Origin of the sequence: Rhizobium lusitanum (genome assembly GCF_014189535.1) — a bacterium.
Classification (GTDB): Bacteria; Pseudomonadota; Alphaproteobacteria; order Rhizobiales; family Rhizobiaceae; genus Rhizobium; species Rhizobium lusitanum_C.
On record NZ_CP050308.1, the window covers coordinates 725758 to 743857 of the forward strand.

The 18100-nt window shown below is 58.3% G+C and carries 15 protein-coding genes and 2 tRNA genes; 4 read left to right on the forward strand and 13 right to left on the reverse strand.

All coding sequences use genetic code 11. From position 1 onward, the window contains the following. Positions 1-29 precede the first annotated feature (29 nt). The 3 genes from HB780_RS17325 (at position 30) to HB780_RS17335 (ending at position 1878) form a co-directional block, all read left to right on the forward strand. Complete coding sequence (locus tag HB780_RS17325; protein WP_183694151.1) at positions 30-275, forward strand: hypothetical protein; 246 nt, start codon at positions 30-32, stop codon at positions 273-275. Positions 276-350: 75 nt separating this feature from the next. Then, positions 351-557 (forward strand): hypothetical protein, encoded by a 207-nt coding sequence (locus tag HB780_RS17330; RefSeq protein WP_183694154.1) that lies wholly within the window; start codon positions 351-353, stop codon positions 555-557. A 301-nt stretch (positions 558-858) separates the two neighbouring features. Beyond that, positions 859-1878: a GlxA family transcriptional regulator gene (locus HB780_RS17335; protein ID WP_353622960.1), complete on the forward strand. Its 1020-nt coding sequence runs from the start codon at positions 859-861 to the stop codon at positions 1876-1878. Between the two features lie 33 nt (positions 1879-1911). Here the strand turns inward: HB780_RS17335 and HB780_RS17340 are convergent, their stop codons facing one another. From HB780_RS17340 to HB780_RS17365, 6 genes are all read right to left on the reverse strand, one after another. After that, complete coding sequence (locus HB780_RS17340; RefSeq protein WP_183697201.1) at positions 1912-3243, reverse strand: diguanylate cyclase; 1332 nt, start codon at positions 3241-3243, stop codon at positions 1912-1914. Positions 3244-3441: 198 nt separating this feature from the next. Continuing rightward, entirely contained in the window at positions 3442-4272 is an 831-nt protein-coding gene (locus tag HB780_RS17345; RefSeq protein ID WP_183694160.1) for a response regulator, read from the reverse strand. A gap of 232 nt (positions 4273-4504) precedes the next feature. After that, complete coding sequence (locus HB780_RS17350) at positions 4505-7105, reverse strand: mechanosensitive ion channel family protein (RefSeq protein WP_183694163.1); 2601 nt, start codon at positions 7103-7105, stop codon at positions 4505-4507. A 176-nt stretch (positions 7106-7281) separates the two neighbouring features. Next, positions 7282-7842 carry a DUF924 family protein gene (locus HB780_RS17355; protein WP_183694166.1) on the reverse strand — a complete coding sequence of 187 codons (561 nt, stop codon included), beginning with the start codon at positions 7840-7842 and terminating at the stop codon, positions 7282-7284. Positions 7843-8020: 178 nt separating this feature from the next. Then, positions 8021-9436 (reverse strand): FAD/NAD(P)-binding protein, encoded by a 1416-nt coding sequence (locus tag HB780_RS17360; protein WP_183694169.1) that lies wholly within the window; start codon positions 9434-9436, stop codon positions 8021-8023. Between the two features lie 376 nt (positions 9437-9812). Then, positions 9813-10412, reverse strand: coding sequence for an RBBP9/YdeN family alpha/beta hydrolase (locus HB780_RS17365; protein WP_183694172.1), 600 nt, complete (start codon positions 10410-10412; stop codon positions 9813-9815). A gap of 196 nt (positions 10413-10608) precedes the next feature. Here HB780_RS17365 and HB780_RS17370 point away from each other — a divergent pair, with 196 nt between their 5' ends. Beyond that, entirely contained in the window at positions 10609-11826 is a 1218-nt protein-coding gene (locus HB780_RS17370; protein WP_183694175.1) for an SfnB family sulfur acquisition oxidoreductase, read from the forward strand. Positions 11827-11883: 57 nt separating this feature from the next. Here HB780_RS17370 and HB780_RS17375 read toward each other — a convergent pair whose 3' ends face one another. The 7 genes from HB780_RS17375 to HB780_RS17405 all read right to left on the reverse strand — a co-directional run bounded on the left by HB780_RS17375 (position 11884) and on the right by HB780_RS17405 (position 18095). Further along, positions 11884-12354 (reverse strand): RrF2 family transcriptional regulator, encoded by a 471-nt coding sequence (locus HB780_RS17375; RefSeq protein WP_183694178.1) that lies wholly within the window; start codon positions 12352-12354, stop codon positions 11884-11886. A 204-nt stretch (positions 12355-12558) separates the two neighbouring features. Next, a complete protein-coding gene (locus HB780_RS17380) occupies positions 12559-14022 on the reverse strand; it encodes an FAD/NAD(P)-binding protein (RefSeq protein ID WP_183694181.1) in 1464 nt (487 codons plus the stop codon). Positions 14023-14741: 719 nt separating this feature from the next. Further along, a tRNA-Lys gene (locus HB780_RS17385) sits at positions 14742-14817 on the reverse strand. A gap of 218 nt (positions 14818-15035) precedes the next feature. Continuing rightward, positions 15036-15111 (reverse strand) — tRNA-Lys (locus tag HB780_RS17390). Positions 15112-15236: 125 nt separating this feature from the next. Beyond that, entirely contained in the window at positions 15237-16154 is a 918-nt protein-coding gene (locus HB780_RS17395) for a PhzF family phenazine biosynthesis protein (protein WP_183694184.1), read from the reverse strand. Between the two features lie 79 nt (positions 16155-16233). After that, complete coding sequence (locus HB780_RS17400; RefSeq protein WP_183694187.1) at positions 16234-16986, reverse strand: NUDIX hydrolase; 753 nt, start codon at positions 16984-16986, stop codon at positions 16234-16236. After that, positions 16983-18095 carry an endonuclease/exonuclease/phosphatase family protein gene (locus tag HB780_RS17405; RefSeq protein WP_183694191.1) on the reverse strand — a complete coding sequence of 371 codons (1113 nt, stop codon included), beginning with the start codon at positions 18093-18095 and terminating at the stop codon, positions 16983-16985. The genes HB780_RS17400 and HB780_RS17405 overlap by 4 nt, the downstream gene beginning before the upstream one ends. Between the last annotated feature and the right edge of the window lie 5 nt (positions 18096-18100).

Genomic DNA, 18100 nt, shown 5'->3' on the forward strand with positions numbered 1-18100 from the left:
AATAAGGCAGCCGAAAAGGAGCGATGACCATGGCTGACACGATACTTTACGAGGCATCTCGCCTGTTCAACCTCTTGCGTGTCCGCGTCGTCCAGCGGACGGCACAACACACACTCGATGAGATCGTGGCGCGCTTTCCGGCGCATCTGATCGACGACGTCAACGCACGCGGTTTACCGCCGGATCGCATGCTATCTGCCCACGAGCGGAAGCCCGCCAAAGCGCCATCGTTCAATAATGCTTATGGCAGCTATAAAATCTATTCGTTTGATTGATAAATGAACCAAGCCCATATTAGCCCGTAGAGGTCGCGACCTTTCGGGCGTCTAAAAACCGAAAGGAACCTGGAAATGACGACGATTACCTATAGAGATACCGACAGGACACGGGGCACGCCTGCGTCGAGCGGTGGTTTTGTACCATTTATCACGCGGATTGCAGATCGCTGGCAGCAATGGCACTCCGAGCGCGAGCTTGAGTCCCTTTCGGACGACATGCGCAAGGATCTGGGCTGGCCAGTCGCCGACGAAACCAAGAATTCCAAGGCGATGCGATGATTGCAATATGCCCTAAAGCTTGAAGGCGACACTCAACTGTAACGAGTGTCGCCTTTCGAACATCTAGTCCCTGAAAACCTGCCTTTGTTTTATCTTGATTATAATCCCCATATATATTTGGCTATCTAAGGGAATTGCTTGGCTGCCCAGCCTGCTTTCTTTCCTGGGGCAATTTTAATCCGTCAGCGCAAATATTCCTTTGCGGCCGCTATTATCCATGCCAATGTCGCTATTAGACCATCGAGCCGACGCATTTGACGCAAGGTATACGGAATGGTCCTGAAGCATGGATTTTCCCGATATGAGCAAGATTCCGACTAAGACGCGTTCGCTGGTTTTCTTTCTCGTTCCCCATTTTACCATGCTGCCGTTTTCCGCAGCGGTTGAAACGCTACGGATCGCCAACCGCATGCTGGGCTACCCCGCCTACTCCTGGCGGCTTGCCTCGACCGATGGTCAGAAGGTCTATTCCTCCAGCGGCATCGGCCTCGAGGTCAATTCGGCGCTGGCCGATGAACGACGCTATCTCGGCGGCGAGAACCGGCCGAACATGGTGCTCGTCTGTTCGGGCATCTATGTCGAGGAATTCAACAACAAGTCGGTCAATGCCTGGCTGCGTGAGACCTACAATCGCGGCGTCGCCGTCGGAAGCCTCTGTACGGGGGCGCATGTGCTCGCCCAGGCAGGTCTCCTGAACGGCAAGCGCTGCGCCATCCACTGGGAAAATCTGCCCGGCTTTTCCGAGACCTTCCCGCAGGCCGAAGTCTATGCCGACCTCTACGAGGTCGACAGTAATCTCTACACTTGCGCCGGTGGCACGGCGTCGCTCGACATGATGCTGAACCTGATCGGCCAGGATTTTGGCGAGAACCTCGTTAATCGCGTCTGCGAGCAGCAACTGACCGACCGCGTCCGCAGCCCGCACGACCGCCAGCGCCTGCCGCTGCGCGCCCGCCTTGGCGTCCAGAACGCCAAGGTGCTGTCGATCATCGAACTGATGGAAAGCAATCTTGCCGAGCCGCTGTCGCTGCTGGAGATCGCCGACGATGCCGGGTTGTCGCGCCGCCAGATCGAACGCCTGTTCCGCCAGGAGATGGGCCGTTCGCCGGCTCGCTACTATCTCGAAATCCGCCTCGACCGCGCCCGCCACCTGCTGGTGCAGTCCTCCATGCCTGTGGTGGAAGTGGCGGTCGCCTGCGGCTTCGTTTCCGCCTCGCACTTCTCCAAGTGTTATCGCGAACTCTACAATCGCTCGCCGCAGCAAGAGCGCGCCGAACGCAAGCTCACCATGTCGAACAATCGCACCGGCGTTGTTATCTGACGCTCATCCTTCGTGTCTGCCTATGGAAGCGGCCTATTCGGCCGCTTCTTTCGTCATCTTGAAGTCGGAATAGACTTGATTGCGGCCATTGTGCTTGGCCATGTAAAGAAACTGGTCGGCGGCGTTCAGATAATTCTCGAATGCCTCGTAGCCAGCGATCTCGGCCACGCCGATCGACACGGTCACCGACAATTCCTCGTCATCCGCATTGACCTTCAGGTTCGAGAGACTGACGCGCACATCGTCGCAAATGGCGGTGGCTGCGCGTGAATCCGTCTCCGTGAAGAGAATGGCAAACTCTTCGCCACCGAGCCGGGACAACAAGCTATCGCTGCCTTCGAACAGGGATCTGAGCCGGTCGGCGACCGCCTTCAGCACCTGATCACCGATTTCGTGACCGTAGGTGTCATTCAGTTTCTTGAAATGGTCGATATCGAGGATCGCAACCGAACTCGGCCGCTGACGGCGCAGGCACTCGTTCACGATCCTCGGACCCTGATCGTAAAAATACCGCCTGTTGTAGAGCCCGGTCAGATAGTCGCTCGCCGCCAAAACGCGCAACTGCTTGAGCTGCAACAGTGTCTCGACATTAAGCGCAATGCGGCACTGCAGCTCCTCCTCCACGAAGGGGCGGTAGATGAAGTCGTTCGCGCCAGCCTTGAGGAAGGCCGCTGAAAGCAGGCGATCATTCGAAGAGGAGACGCCGATGACGCGCATCCGATCCGAGCCGAAGCGATGGCGAATGCGCCGCGTCAGCTCCTGACCATTCATGTCGGGCATATGATAGTCGGTGAGTACCATTTCGATGTCGCTATAGTCCTCGAGCGCCGCCAGGGCTTCGACGCCGGATCCGGCTTCAACGACCCTGAACTGCTGCGCCTCCAGAATCTCGACCAGTACGCGCCGTGCCGACGGCATATCATCCACCACCAGCACGCGCGTGCTGCGGTTGGAGATGGCGCGCCTGACGGAAGAAACGAGATTGTCGAGGGCGAATTCATTGTCCTTCAGGACGTAGTCGACAATACGCCGCTCCATGATACGGCTGCGCATCGCCACGTCGAAAGATGCTGTGAAGACGATGGAGGGTATTTGGTGGGCAATGGCAACATCCAGCGCCGCGCCATCCGGAGAATCCGGCAGGTTGAGGTCGATGACCGCCATCGTGAAACCAGACCCGCCGACCTCCAGCACGTCGTTCAGTTGCTTCAGCGAAGCACAATGGGTGACGCTAAGTCCAAGTTCGGTCTGGAAGCGGTGGCGGAGAACGGCGGAGAACATGCGCGAATCTTCCACCAGAAGTATCTTCTGGCTGCCACGGCGATGACCATGGCCATCACTGAGGAAATCCACGCCGAACACCATTTCCTTCAGGCCCTCCGAGCCGCCCGGCACTGTCTATTCGTCATCGCAATTGCGGGCGAATAGACAGTGCCATCGATTCCATCGTGAACAGAATTCGTGAAGAAAGCGGAACCATGGATTGTACAAACCTTATGAAAAACATGAATTACCTTCACATTTTTCTTGGTTGAACATCCACGGCTCTCCCCTTCCAGCATGTCAGGCACTCATTTTCACCTGCCGCACCGACTGGATCTGCAGCAGCGTGTCGAGATTCTGATTGACGCGGCAGTAGAATTCCTCGTCGATAAATGGCCGCAGCATGAAATCGTTGCCACCGGCCTTGAGGAACCGCGCCGACAAGAGCCGATTGGTGGAAGACGAGACGCCGATGATACGCAGCTCATGCGAACCGATGCTCGCGCGGATGCGGCGCGTCAGCTCGAAGCCGTCGATATCCGGCATGTTGTAGTCGGTGACCATCAAGCCGATGTCGCGGTTGGCCTTGAGGATTTCCAGCGCCTTGGCGCCGTTCTCCGCCACGCTTACGCGGAAATTATAGCGTTTCAGGCGGCTGGACAGCAAAGCCCGCGCCGTGGCGCTATCATCGACGATCAGCACATGATGGCGATGATTGGTGAGAAAACGGCAGATCGATTCCACCAGAAGATCGACGGCAAAGACATTGTCCTTGAGAATATAGTCGACAACATCCTTGGCGATCAGCGCGTCGCGCATGCCTGCAAGGAAAGTGCCGGTAAAGGCGATCGTCGGGATGCTGAGATCGATGAGATATTCGAGCGCCTCACCCTTTTCCGCGCCGGGCAGATTGATGTTGGAGATCGCCAGCCGGATCGGCTCCGACGACTTGTCGTAGGCAAGCTGCAACTCTTCGAAGTTCCGGCAAATTTCGATGTCGATGTCGAGGAGCTCTTTCAGCTTCGTGCTGATCATCGACGTAAAGACATTAGAATCCTCGGCAAGGAGAATGCGTGCCCCGGAAAGCGACCCGCCGGAATATTGCATTCCGGAAATACCCAAAAATGACATGGTAAAAACCTGCTAATAAAAACTCCGCCTCGTCCGGGTTTCTACAGCAAAGCCTTTGAGTATTTGTTAAGTCGACTGGTTTCCCATAGATGAAGAAAGCAGCCGTCAGAGCAGCGGCCTTGCGTCTGGATACCGAGCGATGCCCTAGTCTTTCAAAACCAGAGCATCCCGGTTCTATACTTTCGATTTTTTGATTTCAGACGCGCGGCACCGCAAACCCAAACCGGTCACATCATTCTGCTGGCGCACTACCACGGCGGCGACCAACGCTCTTGGCTTCCGATGACTGCAGCGGCTGTTCCTTGGTCGGAGAAACGATCTCTTTCACAACCTCTTCGCTCTCGTCTTGCGGCCCGTCAGCGGATTCGGCGAGAATGCTGCTCGGCTTGCCCCGCTTGCCATCGCGAACGATATGCAATTCCTGATGCGGATAGGGAATGGAAATCTTCTCTTCGCGAAAACGCTTCAGGATCTCGATCCGTAGACCATTGCGGATCTCCATGCCGTCGGAAAGATCCGAGAGATAAAAGCGCATCTCAAAATCGAGCGAGGAAGGACCGAACCGCAGGAATTCGACATGCGGCTCCGGATTTTTCAGCACCTTGGGGACGCTGCGCACCAGTTCCAGCAGAATCTCCATCACCTTCTTGGGGTCGGATTCGAAGCTCACGGAAACCGGGATTTCCGAGCGCGCCAGACGGTTGCGGTGTGTCCAGTTGCCGACGGAGGCATTGATCAGTTCCGAATTCGGTACGATGATCGACTGCTTGCGGAAGGTCTCGATCTCGGTGGCGCGCACGGAGATGCGCTTGACGATACCCTCCGAGGCGCCGGAAACGATCCAGTCGCCAACCTTGAACGGCCGTTCGACGAGAAGGATCAGGCCGGAAACGAAGTTCGACACGATATTCTGCAGGCCGAAACCGATACCAACCGAAAGCGCACTGGCGACGAGCGCCAGGCTCGACAAGTCGATACCAGCAGCCGAAATGGCAAAGATAGCCGCCAGCGCGATACCGAGATAACCGATACCTGTCTTGACCGAGTTGCGCACACCCAGGTCCATCTGGCCGCGCGCCATGACATTGCCGTCCAGCCAGCGCTGGAACCAGCGCGTCACCAGATAACCGCCGGCAAACAACAGGACGCCAGCGAGGATACCGACCAGCGAAATCGACATATTGCCAATCCGGATCTCGGTGAACAGCCGATAGGCGAACAGTTCCAGATCCTGGATATGGAAACCCCAGGACAGCAGGATCAGGGGAATGCCGGTCAAAAGCGCGACAGCATAGGTCGCAAGGCCGGCGACAAGCCCCGCCTGATCGAGCGCAACATCGCCAAGCTTGAAGCGGTTTTCCAGGAAGCGCCCGATGATCGTTTCGCCAAAGACGCCCTGCCGCGACACGGCCTTGCCCAGCTGGAAGCCGATATACATGGTGACCAGCACGGCGCTGGTCATGATCAGCTGCGTCGCGATGAAGCGCGCCAGGCCGACATAGCCAATGACCGCCGTGAAGATCAGCAATGTACCGAGTACCCGAAGGATGATCGCCATGCCGTGCGGCCAGCGACGGCCAGGGTCATCCGGATCGCCGCTCTTGGCGAGAATCGGTTTTCCAAAGGAGGACGTGATCAGGATCAGGCCGATCAACAGCGCGGCGAAAAAGCTCTTCGCCACCGTGACGACGACGGGCGACCCCATGGATTCGCTGATGCGATCGAAGACATAGTCGAGACCATTGACCACGGCCATGGCCTGCATGCACCAGCTGAGCGACTTGGCGCCCTTGTTCGAAAGCTTGACGAGCCGCCAATGCGGCCTGAATGGCGCAAAAACGGCGTTGCTCAGACGACCGACGAAATAAACCAGCCAGATGAAGCCTAAGAAGGCCGCCAGCACCGGCGCAATATCCGGCCGCAGCACGTTGAAGTTCGACAGGCTCAGAAAGGACGTAACGAGAAAAGCGGCCAGCGTCAGCGTGCGGATCAATGTCGACCAGAAGGCGACCGAGAGACGACTGATATAAGGCGGGTTCTCGATGGTTTCGTCCCGGACGTAGTAGCGTCCGAACAGTCGATAGCCACCCAAAAGGAAAATCATGGCTGCGGTAAGTGACAGAAAGACGGCGGCCAGGAGCGATCCGAGCTTGGCCTTTATAACGAAGCTAATCCAGCTCGTTATCGCATCGCTAAACCTTACGCCCTCGTCAACGAAAGCCGTTCCCGCATCCTCGAAGGTTCCGGCCGAAATCCCCGTGCGCTTGAACAGCGTTTCGGCGAATAGCTTCCGGCGCATTTCGACGAGCCGCATCGAAAGCCGGTTGGTAGCCCCGACAAGATTATCGACATCCAGGGTAGCGGCGCTGATCTGCGAGCGTTCGGCCGTGAGCCGGTCGCGTTCCTGCGTGACGATCGGCGCTTCCGGCGGCTGTCCTTCCTTGGGGGCAGCGCCGAGCTGCGTCAGACGCGTGTCGATCTCGGCAAAGCGCGGCTTCAACCGCGCAGAGAGCGCCACGACCGAGCGATTGAGATCATCAGCCCGACCGGACAATGCCACCAGCGTATCATCGTCCGCGCCTTCGCTCTTGGAAGCGTCCTCGATCGAGGAAAAATCCTTCTTCGCCTTGTTGAGATCGGTAACGGTGGCGTCCAGCAAACCATTGGCGAGCGGAGCCGATTGCGGCGGCTGATCCGATTGTTCGGCCGGCTGTGCCTGCGGCTGATCCTGCGCAAAGGCATCCCTGCCCGTCAAAGAACTCGCCATCACGGCGAAGCTCAATCCCAAAAGCAGCAAGGACAAAAAACGGAGGTGGTGTTTCAGCAGGCGCAAGCAAAGCTCCTCGTCGCGGATAAAGTCGCTGGCGGCCTCAATAAACGGATTCGCCGCGCGGAAGAAATGAAAGAACGGAATCTATCTATACTGCGACTGCGCATTTCATAGTCCCTACGCGTAAGCCTTGTAAGGCAAAGAAAGGCGACAGAAAGGCATCTGCCGCCCTTGTCCCCTTAGAAACCCGCTCCCGGCTGGGCGAGATACTCTTTCTCGGCCGCTGTCGATACGCGCCCAAGCATGGCGTTGCGATGGGGAAATCGGCCGTAAGCGGCAATGACGGCGCGATGTCGAAGCGCGTAATCGATCTGTTCATCCAAGCCGAGCGATTGAAAAAGCGCAACCGCCCGATCCTGCTCGAGGAGAGTCTCAGCATGCTCGAACGGCAAATAGAAGAATATTCGCCATTCCGGCGGCATCTCCTGATCCGACCCGGCCTCCAAAGCCGCTTTCGCCTCCCGCAATGCAAGGCCATCGGTTGCAAAAGCAAGCGGAGTGCCGCGATAGATATTGCGCGGGAATTGATCGAGGACAATGATTGCGGCCAGCCGGCCTGCCGGCGTTGCCTGCCAGAGATCGGTCACCCCGGCCGCCAAAGCCAGATGCGTGTCGCGAAACCGACGACCGATTTCTTGGTCGAGATCAATGGTCGAGCGAAACCAGTCCTCGCTGGTGCATTCCTCGAACCAGAAGCTCAATACTTCTTCCGGCGTACAAACGATCGGCTTTACCGCCATTTCCTATCTCCCAACATTGTCTTTCGGGAGATAGGTCCGCCAACACATGGCGACAATGGCAAAGCTCGCCGCCAGTCACCCTTTTCGCAGGATCGGATGAAGACTACGCAGATTGACAGCTCTCGTGACCGCCAGCGCCGGGCGATATGCCGCCCTCAACGAGCAAAAGACGGTTCAATCAGACGGCCTTGCATTGCGGATAGAATCGCCTGGCAACACCTTCGGCCGCCGCATAGGCCTGTGTGACGATCTCCGGCACCAGATCGATGTCCGGCAGGCTCCCGAGCCCCAGTGGTCCCACAGCGAAAAGCCCGTCCGTCGCCCGGCCGTCCACCGAAAGCGCGCCGGTGGCCTCGACGGCAAGGCCGAGACCAAGCTCATCCGGCATGGCAAGGCCCGTATCGATCAGGCTTTGCATCAGCGGCGTGGTGAGGTCAGGCGCCTGGCAGCGGCAGTCGATGACCTCGTCGGCATAGATCTGCTCGATGCCCTGCTGGCCAGCCGGCTTCATCGTCAACCCGGTCGGCGTGCGCCGCAGGAAGTGTCCACGACGCAACAGCGTGTTGCCCTCCGCGAGTTCCTGTTGTAGCCGGACATGCAGCGCCTCCGGCAGACGATTGCGGTGGCTGTCGTAAAGGGCGCGCAGATGGCGGTTGAACTGCTGCTTCTGGCCCGCAGGCAGCGAGCGCCAGAGCGAACGGGCATGTTTGCGCAGGCCGTTCATGACGGATTGCCAGTTCTGCCCGCTGGCTTCGGCATTTTCGCAAGCCGCGCGAATGAAGCGGACGATCTCGCTGAGATTGCCAGGCATTGCTTCGGCCGGAAAGACCGGATCGGCATTGCTGCGGGTGTGGCTCTGCGGCAGGAAGCCTCGTCTTGAAACAAGGGTGACCTGGCCGTCATAACCGCTATCGCGCAGCTGCAGCAGCCGGTCGACGACGCGCAGGCCGCTGCCGAGCAATACAGTATGCGGTCGCGACACCAGGCGACGGGCGCGCACAGTCGTCGGCGTCGCCACCCGCTCGCCGCTCTGCGGCTGGTCGTCGGTAATGCCGTAACCGGTCGCCAAAACCACCATGTCGAACAGCGGATTGGCAACGCCGGCACTCTCCACCAGAAAACGGCCGCCACGGCTGCGGCGAAGGCCGACCACCGTCTCGCCGCTGACCTGCACCGTGATATCCCGCCGCGAGGATAGCGCCTCGGAGAAGCGCTGATAGACATAATCGCTGAAAATGCTCTTCGGCACGAATATCTGCAAAAAGCCCGGTATCGCCGCCGGCACGGCACTGCGGAACGGGGCGTTGCTACAGAGCCAGTCGTTGAAATCATCGGGGTCACCGGCCGAGACCGAGAGATCGCGCACACGGCTGTTGAGGATTTCGCTGCTATGGCCGGAGGCTAGCGCCTGGCCGCCGCTAACGCTGGAATTGGGGTCGAAGAGCTGCAGGTGAAAGGGCGTCCGCACCGTCTTCATCAAGGCGATCGCCATCATCATGCCGGAAAAGCCGCGGCCGATGACGGCGATGCGCGGTATCCCATAGGCTTGTGCCGCGGCATTTGCCTTGGCGGAGAAAAATCCCTGAACCGTCATATCAACTCCTGGGGGACGAGGTGGTCGATCATGCTTTTCTAAGGGCATACTGATACTTTGCCGGTGAACCTCATGCGGCTCGCAGCCATCAGGCCGCGAAGCGCTGCGCGCCCGTAAACACACAAGGGCCGCTTTGGTTCCTTGAACCTGAAGCGCATTTCCCATTTCGGCTCTCATCCGAAAGAGGGTGCTTCAGGTGGGTTTCCGCTCCAGAGCGAAATCCCGTTCCCTTCGTCAACCTTCATGCTGCGAACCGTTCGGTCCGGAGGAATGTGGTTGCTCATATTGTCTACTTATTTAGTCGTATATGAAAGCGCGAAAATGCGCCGGTAGCAAGCGCTTTCTTGCGACCGGCGCTTCTGGTCGCGGATGGCACCTACGACATGGCTGGGCACAGAACATCGTGCAATCGCGGTCTTGCGCGCTTATTCCCTTGGTTTTCAAACCGCTTGGCGAAGTCGGAAAACAATCGGTAGCCCTGCTCCCAACGACCGAAACCGCTGGCAATATTGATGTGGCCAGCATGGCCGAGATCATGAAGCTCGCTGCCCCATAGCGCGGCATAGCCGCGAATCTCGGCAAAATCCATGTAGGGATCGTCGCGGCTGCCGACGACGAGGCTTGGGAACGGCAGGGCCTCGGTCGGCATCGCGCCGAAATCGATGGCGCCGGGATGCAGCCGCTCCGTCCGCCCAAGATGGCAAGGCGCAACCAAAAGAGCCCCTTTCACATGGCGAGCGGCAGGCCGATTTGCGAGATTTGCGGCAAGCAGACATCCGAGACTGTGCGTGACGAGCCAGACTTCCCCTGCCCGCTCCAGCTCGGTTTCGAGCGCCGCCAGCCAATCCTTGAGTACTGGCCTTGCCCAGGAGGCCTGCCGGACGATGGTCGCAGTCGCATGATCGCGCGCCCAATGGCGCTGCCAATGCCCTTCGGCGGAGCCGTTCAAACCGGGAATGATCAGTGTCGCGACCATGGCGCTCTCCTGGATGGCAATCGGCGGCTCATTGCGCCGCGCGCTTACAATTTCTCCATTCAACGCCTATTATGCCAAACAGCCAGATCGGGATAAGCAAAGAAAATCTAATGTACAGTACATCTATAGAAATTAAGAGCTTATCGATTTAGCGCCGCTAAGTCACTGAATATGCCATCGGCTGATGGAGTGATGGATGGGAACTGTTTCGCAGTTGCACGAGCATATCAGGCCGCTCGCGCACCACATTCAAAGCGAAGAAGAAGCGCTGCAGATCGCCCGATCGCTGGCCGCCCGCTTCGCGCAGCAGGCGAGCGATCGCGATATCAACCGCGTGCTCCCATACGAGGAAGTCGACGCCCTGTCGCTATCCGGCCTGCTCGGCATCACCATAGCCTCCGAATATGACGGCCTCGACATCTCCAATTCCATTCTCGCCGAAATCATCGCTATCCTGGCGGAAGCCGATCCCTCGATCGCCGAGATTGCACAGAACCATTTCTACATTCTCGAAGCACTGCGCACCGGCGGCAGCGAAGAGCAGAAGGACACCTTCTTCGCCAGGGCGCTGGCCGGTGATCGCTTCGGCAACGCCCTCTCCGAGACCGGCACCACAACGGCCGGACAGTACAACACGCGCCTGACGCCGGAAGGACCTGGTCATCGCGTCAACGGCCGCAAATCCTATGCCGCCGGCGTTCTTTTCGCCGACTGGATCACGATCTTCGCGCTCGATACGCGGGACGAGCTGACCATCTCCCTCGTGCCGCGCGGCACTGAAGGCATCCAGATCATCGACGACTGGGACGGTTTCGGCCAGCGTACCTCCGGCAGCGGCACGATCATCCTGCACAATGTCTATGTCAGCGCAGATGCCGTCCTTGGGCCTCACAAAGGCCTCGAACGCGCAACGACCATAGGTCCGGTGGAGCAGATCATCCATGCCGGCATCGATCTCGGCATTGCTCGAGCCGCTTTCGCCGAAACCGTGGAATTCGTGACGACCAGCGCTCGTCCCTGGATGAACAGCGGCGTCGAGCGCGCGGCGGACGACCCATTGACCATCACCAGGGTCGGCCAGATCGCCATCCGCCTCGAGGCGGCAGCGGCATTACTGGAACGTGCGGGCCGGAAAATCGATATCGCCCAGATCAATCCGACCGAAGAGCATGTGATCGACGCCACGCTTGCCGTTGCGGCCGCAACGGCGTTGACGACGGAAATCGCCATCAAGGCTTCGAATACGCTGTTCGAACTTGCCGGCACCTCCTCCACGCGCGTCGGCCTCAATCTCGACCGCCATTGGCGCAATGCCCGCACCCACACGCTGCAGGATCCCACACGCTGGAAATATCATCTCGTCGGCAATTATCACCTGAACGGCATAACCCCGCCGAAGAACTGGACGCCGTGAAACGCAAACCGCCGGCTTGAAGCCGGCGGGAGAGTTCAAAAAGATCAGAAAGTCGGTTCAGCCGATTTTCGAAGCGCGGTAATCTTCCCGCTCTTCCGTATCGATCCCCGGCCCACCGCCAGCGACGAACTGTTCCAGCGTCATGTTGTCGAGAATGTCGGCGACCGCATCACGGACTTCCGTCATGGAGCGCCGCACATGACAGTGCTCCGGATCGGCGCAATCGTCACAGGCCTCATAGGCCGTGCGGCTGGCGCAACGGATCGGCGCGAGCGGACCGTCGAGCGTGCGGATGACATGGCCAATGCGGATCTCGGAAGCGAGACGCGACAGCGAATAGCCGCCGCCCGGCCCCTTCTTCGAACGCAGCACGCCGGAATTGCGCAATTCCAGCAGGATAGTGTCGAGGAACTTCTTCGGGATATTGTTACGCGAAGCAATGTCGTTGATGAACGCAGTTTCGCCCGGCGCGAGGCGTGCCAGATCCACCAGCGCCTTCAACCCGTATTTTCCTTTTTTCGTAAGCATCGCTGTCCGCTTTACTACAAGTTCGATTGTTGGGAGCCCGGCTGACCGATCAAGACTCAGCCTGCCGATCCTGTCATCATTAACCACGGAAATAATACCGTCGCCTTCGACGAACAAGACAATAACTCACAAATTGTATAGTTTATATGAGTAAATTTAGGCAAATGTATCGTCCAAGCAACGATTTTGCAGTTTTTCTTGCCTTTACGCAGCGTTAATATCGAATTGTGGCCTGTCGTGCTTGCGATTGGCATGGTCGCCGATTGCCGACGCCACTTGCTCCGCGACGAAGACGCCATGTTCGACCACTTCCGGCAGGCCCATGAGTTCGCCGAAAGTACCCCGCGCCAGTGGTCCTGAAATGAACAGCGACGGTGACACCGCGCCATCCGGCCCCTGCGCCTGGGATGTCGTATTGCAGGCAAGGCCGAGGCGTGTCGCATCGATGGCGAGATAGCCGGCATCCGCAAGTGCGCCGATCCAGCCTTGCGTTTCCAATATGCCGCGATGGCCCGGCCCGGTCGTCACCACGACCGCATCGAACTGACGATCGATACTCCCGGCGGAATGGCTGAGGTCGAGCCGACAATCAATCGCCCCATCCTTGCTCTCCACGGATGCGATGGAGGCTGCCAGCACCTCCAGCCTGCCATCGCGAATCGCTTCCTCGCTGGCGGCCTCCACCTGCGGGGCGACGCGGAAACGATGGACATCCCAGAAGGGCCGCAAATGCCGGACCACGCGCCGCCGCTCTTTGAGTGACATCGCCCGCCACAAATCCTGTCCTTGCGCACGCACCTGATCGATGACCGCGTGCCAGCTCCGCCCCTCGGCTTCCGCCTGGCGAATGGTGGCGCGCACATTCCGCAACAGATCGAGCGCGGTGCGCGATGGGTGACTGACGAAATCGCCGAACAGCTCCTGCCTCACAGGCGCATGGCCGCGTGACCGCAAACCACGTCTGGAGATGGCGGTGATCGGTCCCTTGTGACCGCGCAGGGTAAGGGAGGCGATGACGTCGGCGGAAGTCAGGCCGTTGCCCACCACGAGTACGCGATCGTCAGCACGGATGGCAACGAGTGCATCCGGCCGCGTCGGATCGACGACAAAAAGCGGATGGCCGGCCAAAACGCTCCGCAACGGCTCCGGTGGCAACGGCGACGGATGGCTCGTGGCAATGACAAGAATATCCGCCTCTACCCGCCTGCCCGCCTCACCACTGATCAACCAGCGACCATCCAGTCGCTGCACTTTCTCAGTCTTTTCAGCCACATGGGTGATGCGGCCATCATCAACAAAGGGCTGCACCATGTCATTGATATAACGTCCGAAAACCTCGCGCCGTGGAAACAGGCTGCCATTCGCCGCCACAGCCGTGTCGTCGCCGGCCAGTGCATCCTTCGCTTCGATCCAGCGTTGAAAATGTTCGAGATCATCAGGCAGCAGGCTCATCTTCGCCGCCGGCACATTGATGCGATGCGCGGGATCCTGGGTATCATAGGCAAGCCCCGCCCCCAACCTGGTGCGTGGTTCGAAAATGAAAAGCTGACCGGGCAGCAGCCGCCGGCGCTGCAGCAGGTGAAAGGCGACCGCCGCGCCGGAAACACCGCCGCCGATAATTGCGATGACTGGCCGACCACGCGACGAATCGTGAGAACAAGTGGTCATCGCAAATCCTTCCAGTCCGATCGATCACGCGGACGATCTTAGCGCCGCCAATCGCGCATGCTTCATAGCAATATACTCTACAAATTTTATTGACAATAGAATGCCGTGGCAAGCCGAATGGTTCCCGCCAACCCGCTCATCGGTGTCAAAAACCGATATCGCCTTTGCGAACAAACACTTCTTTGTGCCGCGCACAACGGCGTTATTGCACCGCAGGATGTAAAAAACTTGGCATACACCCAATAAAAGAACATACTAATGATTGTTCTCGTTCATGTTCTCTGGGAGGAGAAACATCATGGAACTGCTCCACATGCTATCCGCCTTCGACTACACGCTGATCCTGCTCCTGGTCGTGATCTTCGTCTTCAGTATGATGGAAGGCGGGCATAAAAGGCATTAGGTAAGCACTGGCGCGAATGTCAGATACCTAAGGTCAACGGCGATTGGTTGAACGCCTGGCGCGTACAATCGTCCGTATTTCCGCGGTTTTCTCCGCGAAAATTTCCGAACCCTGATTCTGCTTTGAAAAAGTGCGCCGCTTAGCGTCCATATGGATGAAGCCGCTCATTCCTGGTCATCAGGTCGATCTCTTCGGCCCGATCCGCAAGCTGATGATGGCAACAGCCTGATGGTCCTGAGATCCCGCGAACGAAAACCAAAAGGAAAGGCTGCCAGTTTGAACTGACGCCTCTATCCCGATGTAATCTAGGAGAATTTGGTGGGTGATGTAGGGTTCGAACCTACGACCCGCTGATTAAGAGTCAGCTGCTCTACCAACTGAGCTAATCACCCGTAACCGCTCGCTGGCGGCTTGAATGGCCATATAGATGGGATCGGTTTGATTGTCCAGCGGCCAGATGCATTATCATCGGGTCAACGTCCTCGAACCGATCCGCAAACCGATGATGATGCCTACGGCTTTATGACCTTAAGATCCTGCAAACGAACCCCAAAAGGGAAAGCCGCCAGCATGAACTGACGCTTCTATCCCGATGTAATCTAGGAGAATTTGGTGGGTGATGTAGGGTTCGAACCTACGACCCGCTGATTAAGAGTCAGCTGCTCTACCAACTGAGCTAATCACCCGTAACCGCTCGCTGGCGGTGTGAACGGGCATATAAATAGGATCGGTTTGATTGTCTAGCGGACAGACGCATTTTCTTTGGTTATTCGTCAAAAAAATTTCGTATAATGAAAAAAACCAAACAAAATCAAAGCTCAAGAATTCCGGTCGCAACACGCACCGCTTGGCCGCCAATACGCGCATTGGCGATCTCGCCGCCATCGATATCGATATGGAGGTGAATGAAGGACGGACGGCCCATCTCGACTCCTTGCTCGACGATGATCGGATGATGCCCATCCGGCAACTGGTCGAATTGATGAATGGCGCCGGAGAGCGCCGCCACGGCCGAGCCCGTCGCGGGGTCCTCGACAATGCCCATCCCGACTGGGAACATGCGGGCATGGAACTTGGCGTTGTGATTGACGCCGCCGCGACAATAGACGAAGGCGGAGGCAAGCGCGCCATCGACGAAAGGCACCATCTTTTCCCAAAGCGGCAGATCGAATTCCAGCCGCTCGGCCGCTCCAACATCATGCACCGGTACCAACAGGAACGGCACGCCAGCGCTCCAGATCGACGGAACGTGATTCTCGAAGCCGACCTCGGTGATCTTCAGACTAAGCGCATTGGCGATATCAGCCTTGTCGAGCGGCAGCAGGATTTGCTGTGATTTTCGCGGCAAGTCGAACTCGGCAAAACTCGCCTTATTCTGCCGGAGCCTGACCGCGCAGCGCACCGGCCCCACCCGCTCATCCAGCACCGAGACCAGATCGATCTCGCCGCCATGGCTGGCGTGCGCCCGTTCGGCAAGCGCGATCGCCGTACCGACCGTCGGATGGCCGGCAAAAGGCAGTTCGCGTCCGGGAGTGAAAATGCGCAGGTTCGCCGTATGTGCCGGGTTCTGCGGCGGCAGAACGAAGACCGTCTCGGAAAGGTTCATCTCCTTGGCAATCGCCTGCATCGCCTCATCGCTCAGGCCTTCGGCATCGAAAATCACGGCCAGCGGATTGCCCGCAAGCCTGCTATCGGTGAACACATCATAGACACTGAAGCTGCGGGCCACCCCTGCCTCCCTCACATGACTTTAGACTGCATAGCCACCCGGCTTCCTCATACATAACGGCAACACCTTTGAGCGCAAGCTAAAGCTGTTCCGCACGAGCGAAGAACCATGCCAGGATGGGCGGCATTGCCGAGCTGTAGCGATGCGCCGTCGGATCGGCGGAGCGGATGGCAACCGCATCGTCGATCTCCTTTTCCTCGTCCACCAGCATATGCGCCCTGATCTTTTCGAGCATCTCGTCGGCGGTCCAGGGAAAGCGGAAGATGCGGAACAGGGTGACGGAGCGGTTGGCATGCGTCGCATAATAGCCGGCCTCGGCAATGGCTACGTCAAGATCGAGACCGGTTTCCTCCAAAACCTCGCGCCGCATATTACCCTCGACATCACAACGACCGTCGACAATGTCGTTTTCATCCATCGAACCCGCAGCGCAATAGACCTGACCGGGGTTGGCAGTATGCTGCGCCATGCGGATGGCGATGATCGCGCCATCGGAGGAGACGGCGACCGGAAAGGCGAAGACATGAAAGCCACCGCCACGCTCCCTGTGCTTGCGCCACCACATGAATGTGGAGAAAGGCGTTAGATAGCCCTCGCCCGCCACGGCTAGCTCGCTGACCTCGAGGCGATACTGGAAGATCATACGGCCGTCGTAAAGCGCCGGATTGGTGGCAATCTCCCTCTTCCAGTTCTCACCCGCCGCTTCGGCTTCGTTGAGATGAAAGGGATGATCGCCGGCAATCACCTTGAGGTCGATGCGGGCGACCGGAAATACGGTATTCTCCGGCGGCCAGCCGGCCATGTCATTTTGCGGTTTGAAAGCGGAGTTCATAAAAGATCCAATGTCATGACGATGGGGCAATGGTCGGAAGCCTTCGGCCTGTCCCAACCCGTACGCGGATAGCGTTCCACCTCCTGTCCGGGCGGAAAGATGGTGCGAAAAGGCTGGCCGGAGCGGACGACGTCGGGCAACCGCGTCGCATTGGCTTGCGCAAGGGCCGGAGACAGCCAGATGTAATCGAGCTGGCAGAGCCACTGCTCCTGTGGCCCGCGCGCGTGGTAGAGCGTCCAGCGGTCGAGCTCGTCACGCCGCCGCATGACGTTTTCAACGAAACCGTCTTCGCTAAAGACATCGAGCGCACTCGCTTCTTCATCCCGGTGTTCGAAGCGATAACCGGTATGGCGCGTGCCAATAACATCGACGCGTTCCTGATAGTCGTTCATGTCACCACAAATGGCGAAATTCTTGGCGGCCGTATGACCGGCGCCGAAACGGGTCTCGATGATGTGGCGCACCGCCAGCGTCTCGGCGCGGCGCACCGGCATGGTCGAATGGCGACCATCGGCGCCCTCCCGCGCCGGACCCATCGACTTCAGATGCACGACATAGAGTGAGAACGGCACGCCGCCAACGGTCAGATCGAGTTCCAGGCAGTCGCGCTTGAAGATCTTGTCGTCCTCGTGAAGGCCGAGCGCCGCCAGTTCTTCGGTGAACAGATCGAAATCGCGATAAGTCACCATGGCGTGACTTTTGATATCGATGAGTACGATCGGCTGTCCGTCGCTCGTCTGCTCGCGCATCATGACGGCAACGTCGATACCCCTGGAGTCATTGCCCTCGATCAGGAATTTCTGCCGATAGCCATTGCCGACCATGCGGAAGAGATAGCCATATTCAAAAGCCTGCAGGGCGGCCATGCTGTCGACTTCCTGCAGGCAGATGATATCGGCATTCGCATCGGCAATGGCGAGCGCCGTCATCTGCCGCGTGTCGTCAGTCGCAGCCACGACGCGGGCCGCTTCAAGCTGCTGGTAGATATTCTCGTTCTTTACATCGAACAGCTTCAGCACCCGGTCCTGCCGCAACTGATTGCGAAAACCGGTGTAATCGAAACGGGTCAGCAGGTTTTCGACATTGAAGGTGGCAAGACGCAGGGACATGAAGC

Bases quoted from the DNA above. Each gene is read 5' to 3' on its own strand.
- HB780_RS17345 (WP_183694160.1), bottom strand. From the start codon at position 4,272: ATGTCATTTTTGGGTATTTCCGGAATGCAATATTCCGGCGGGTCGCTT.
- HB780_RS17335 (WP_353622960.1), top strand. From the start codon at position 859: ATGAGCAAGATTCCGACTAAGACGCGTTCGCTGGTTTTCTTTCTCGTT.
- HB780_RS17400 (WP_183694187.1), bottom strand. From the start codon at position 16,986: ATGAACTCCGCTTTCAAACCGCAAAATGACATGGCCGGCTGGCCGCCG.
- HB780_RS17365 (WP_183694172.1), bottom strand. From the start codon at position 10,412: ATGGTCGCGACACTGATCATTCCCGGTTTGAACGGCTCCGCCGAAGGG.
- HB780_RS17370 (WP_183694175.1), top strand. From the start codon at position 10,609: ATGGGAACTGTTTCGCAGTTGCACGAGCATATCAGGCCGCTCGCGCAC.
- HB780_RS17355 (WP_183694166.1), bottom strand. From the start codon at position 7,842: ATGGCGGTAAAGCCGATCGTTTGTACGCCGGAAGAAGTATTGAGCTTC.
- HB780_RS17405 (WP_183694191.1), bottom strand. From the start codon at position 18,095: ATGTCCCTGCGTCTTGCCACCTTCAATGTCGAAAACCTGCTGACCCGT.
- HB780_RS17340 (WP_183697201.1), bottom strand. From the start codon at position 3,243: ATGGTGTTCGGCGTGGATTTCCTCAGTGATGGCCATGGTCATCGCCGT.
- HB780_RS17360 (WP_183694169.1), bottom strand. From the start codon at position 9,436: ATGACGGTTCAGGGATTTTTCTCCGCCAAGGCAAATGCCGCGGCACAA.
- HB780_RS17375 (WP_183694178.1), bottom strand. From the start codon at position 12,354: ATGCTTACGAAAAAAGGAAAATACGGGTTGAAGGCGCTGGTGGATCTG.
- HB780_RS17380 (WP_183694181.1), bottom strand. From the start codon at position 14,022: ATGACCACTTGTTCTCACGATTCGTCGCGTGGTCGGCCAGTCATCGCA.
- HB780_RS17330 (WP_183694154.1), top strand. From the start codon at position 351: ATGACGACGATTACCTATAGAGATACCGACAGGACACGGGGCACGCCT.
- HB780_RS17325 (WP_183694151.1), top strand. From the start codon at position 30: ATGGCTGACACGATACTTTACGAGGCATCTCGCCTGTTCAACCTCTTG.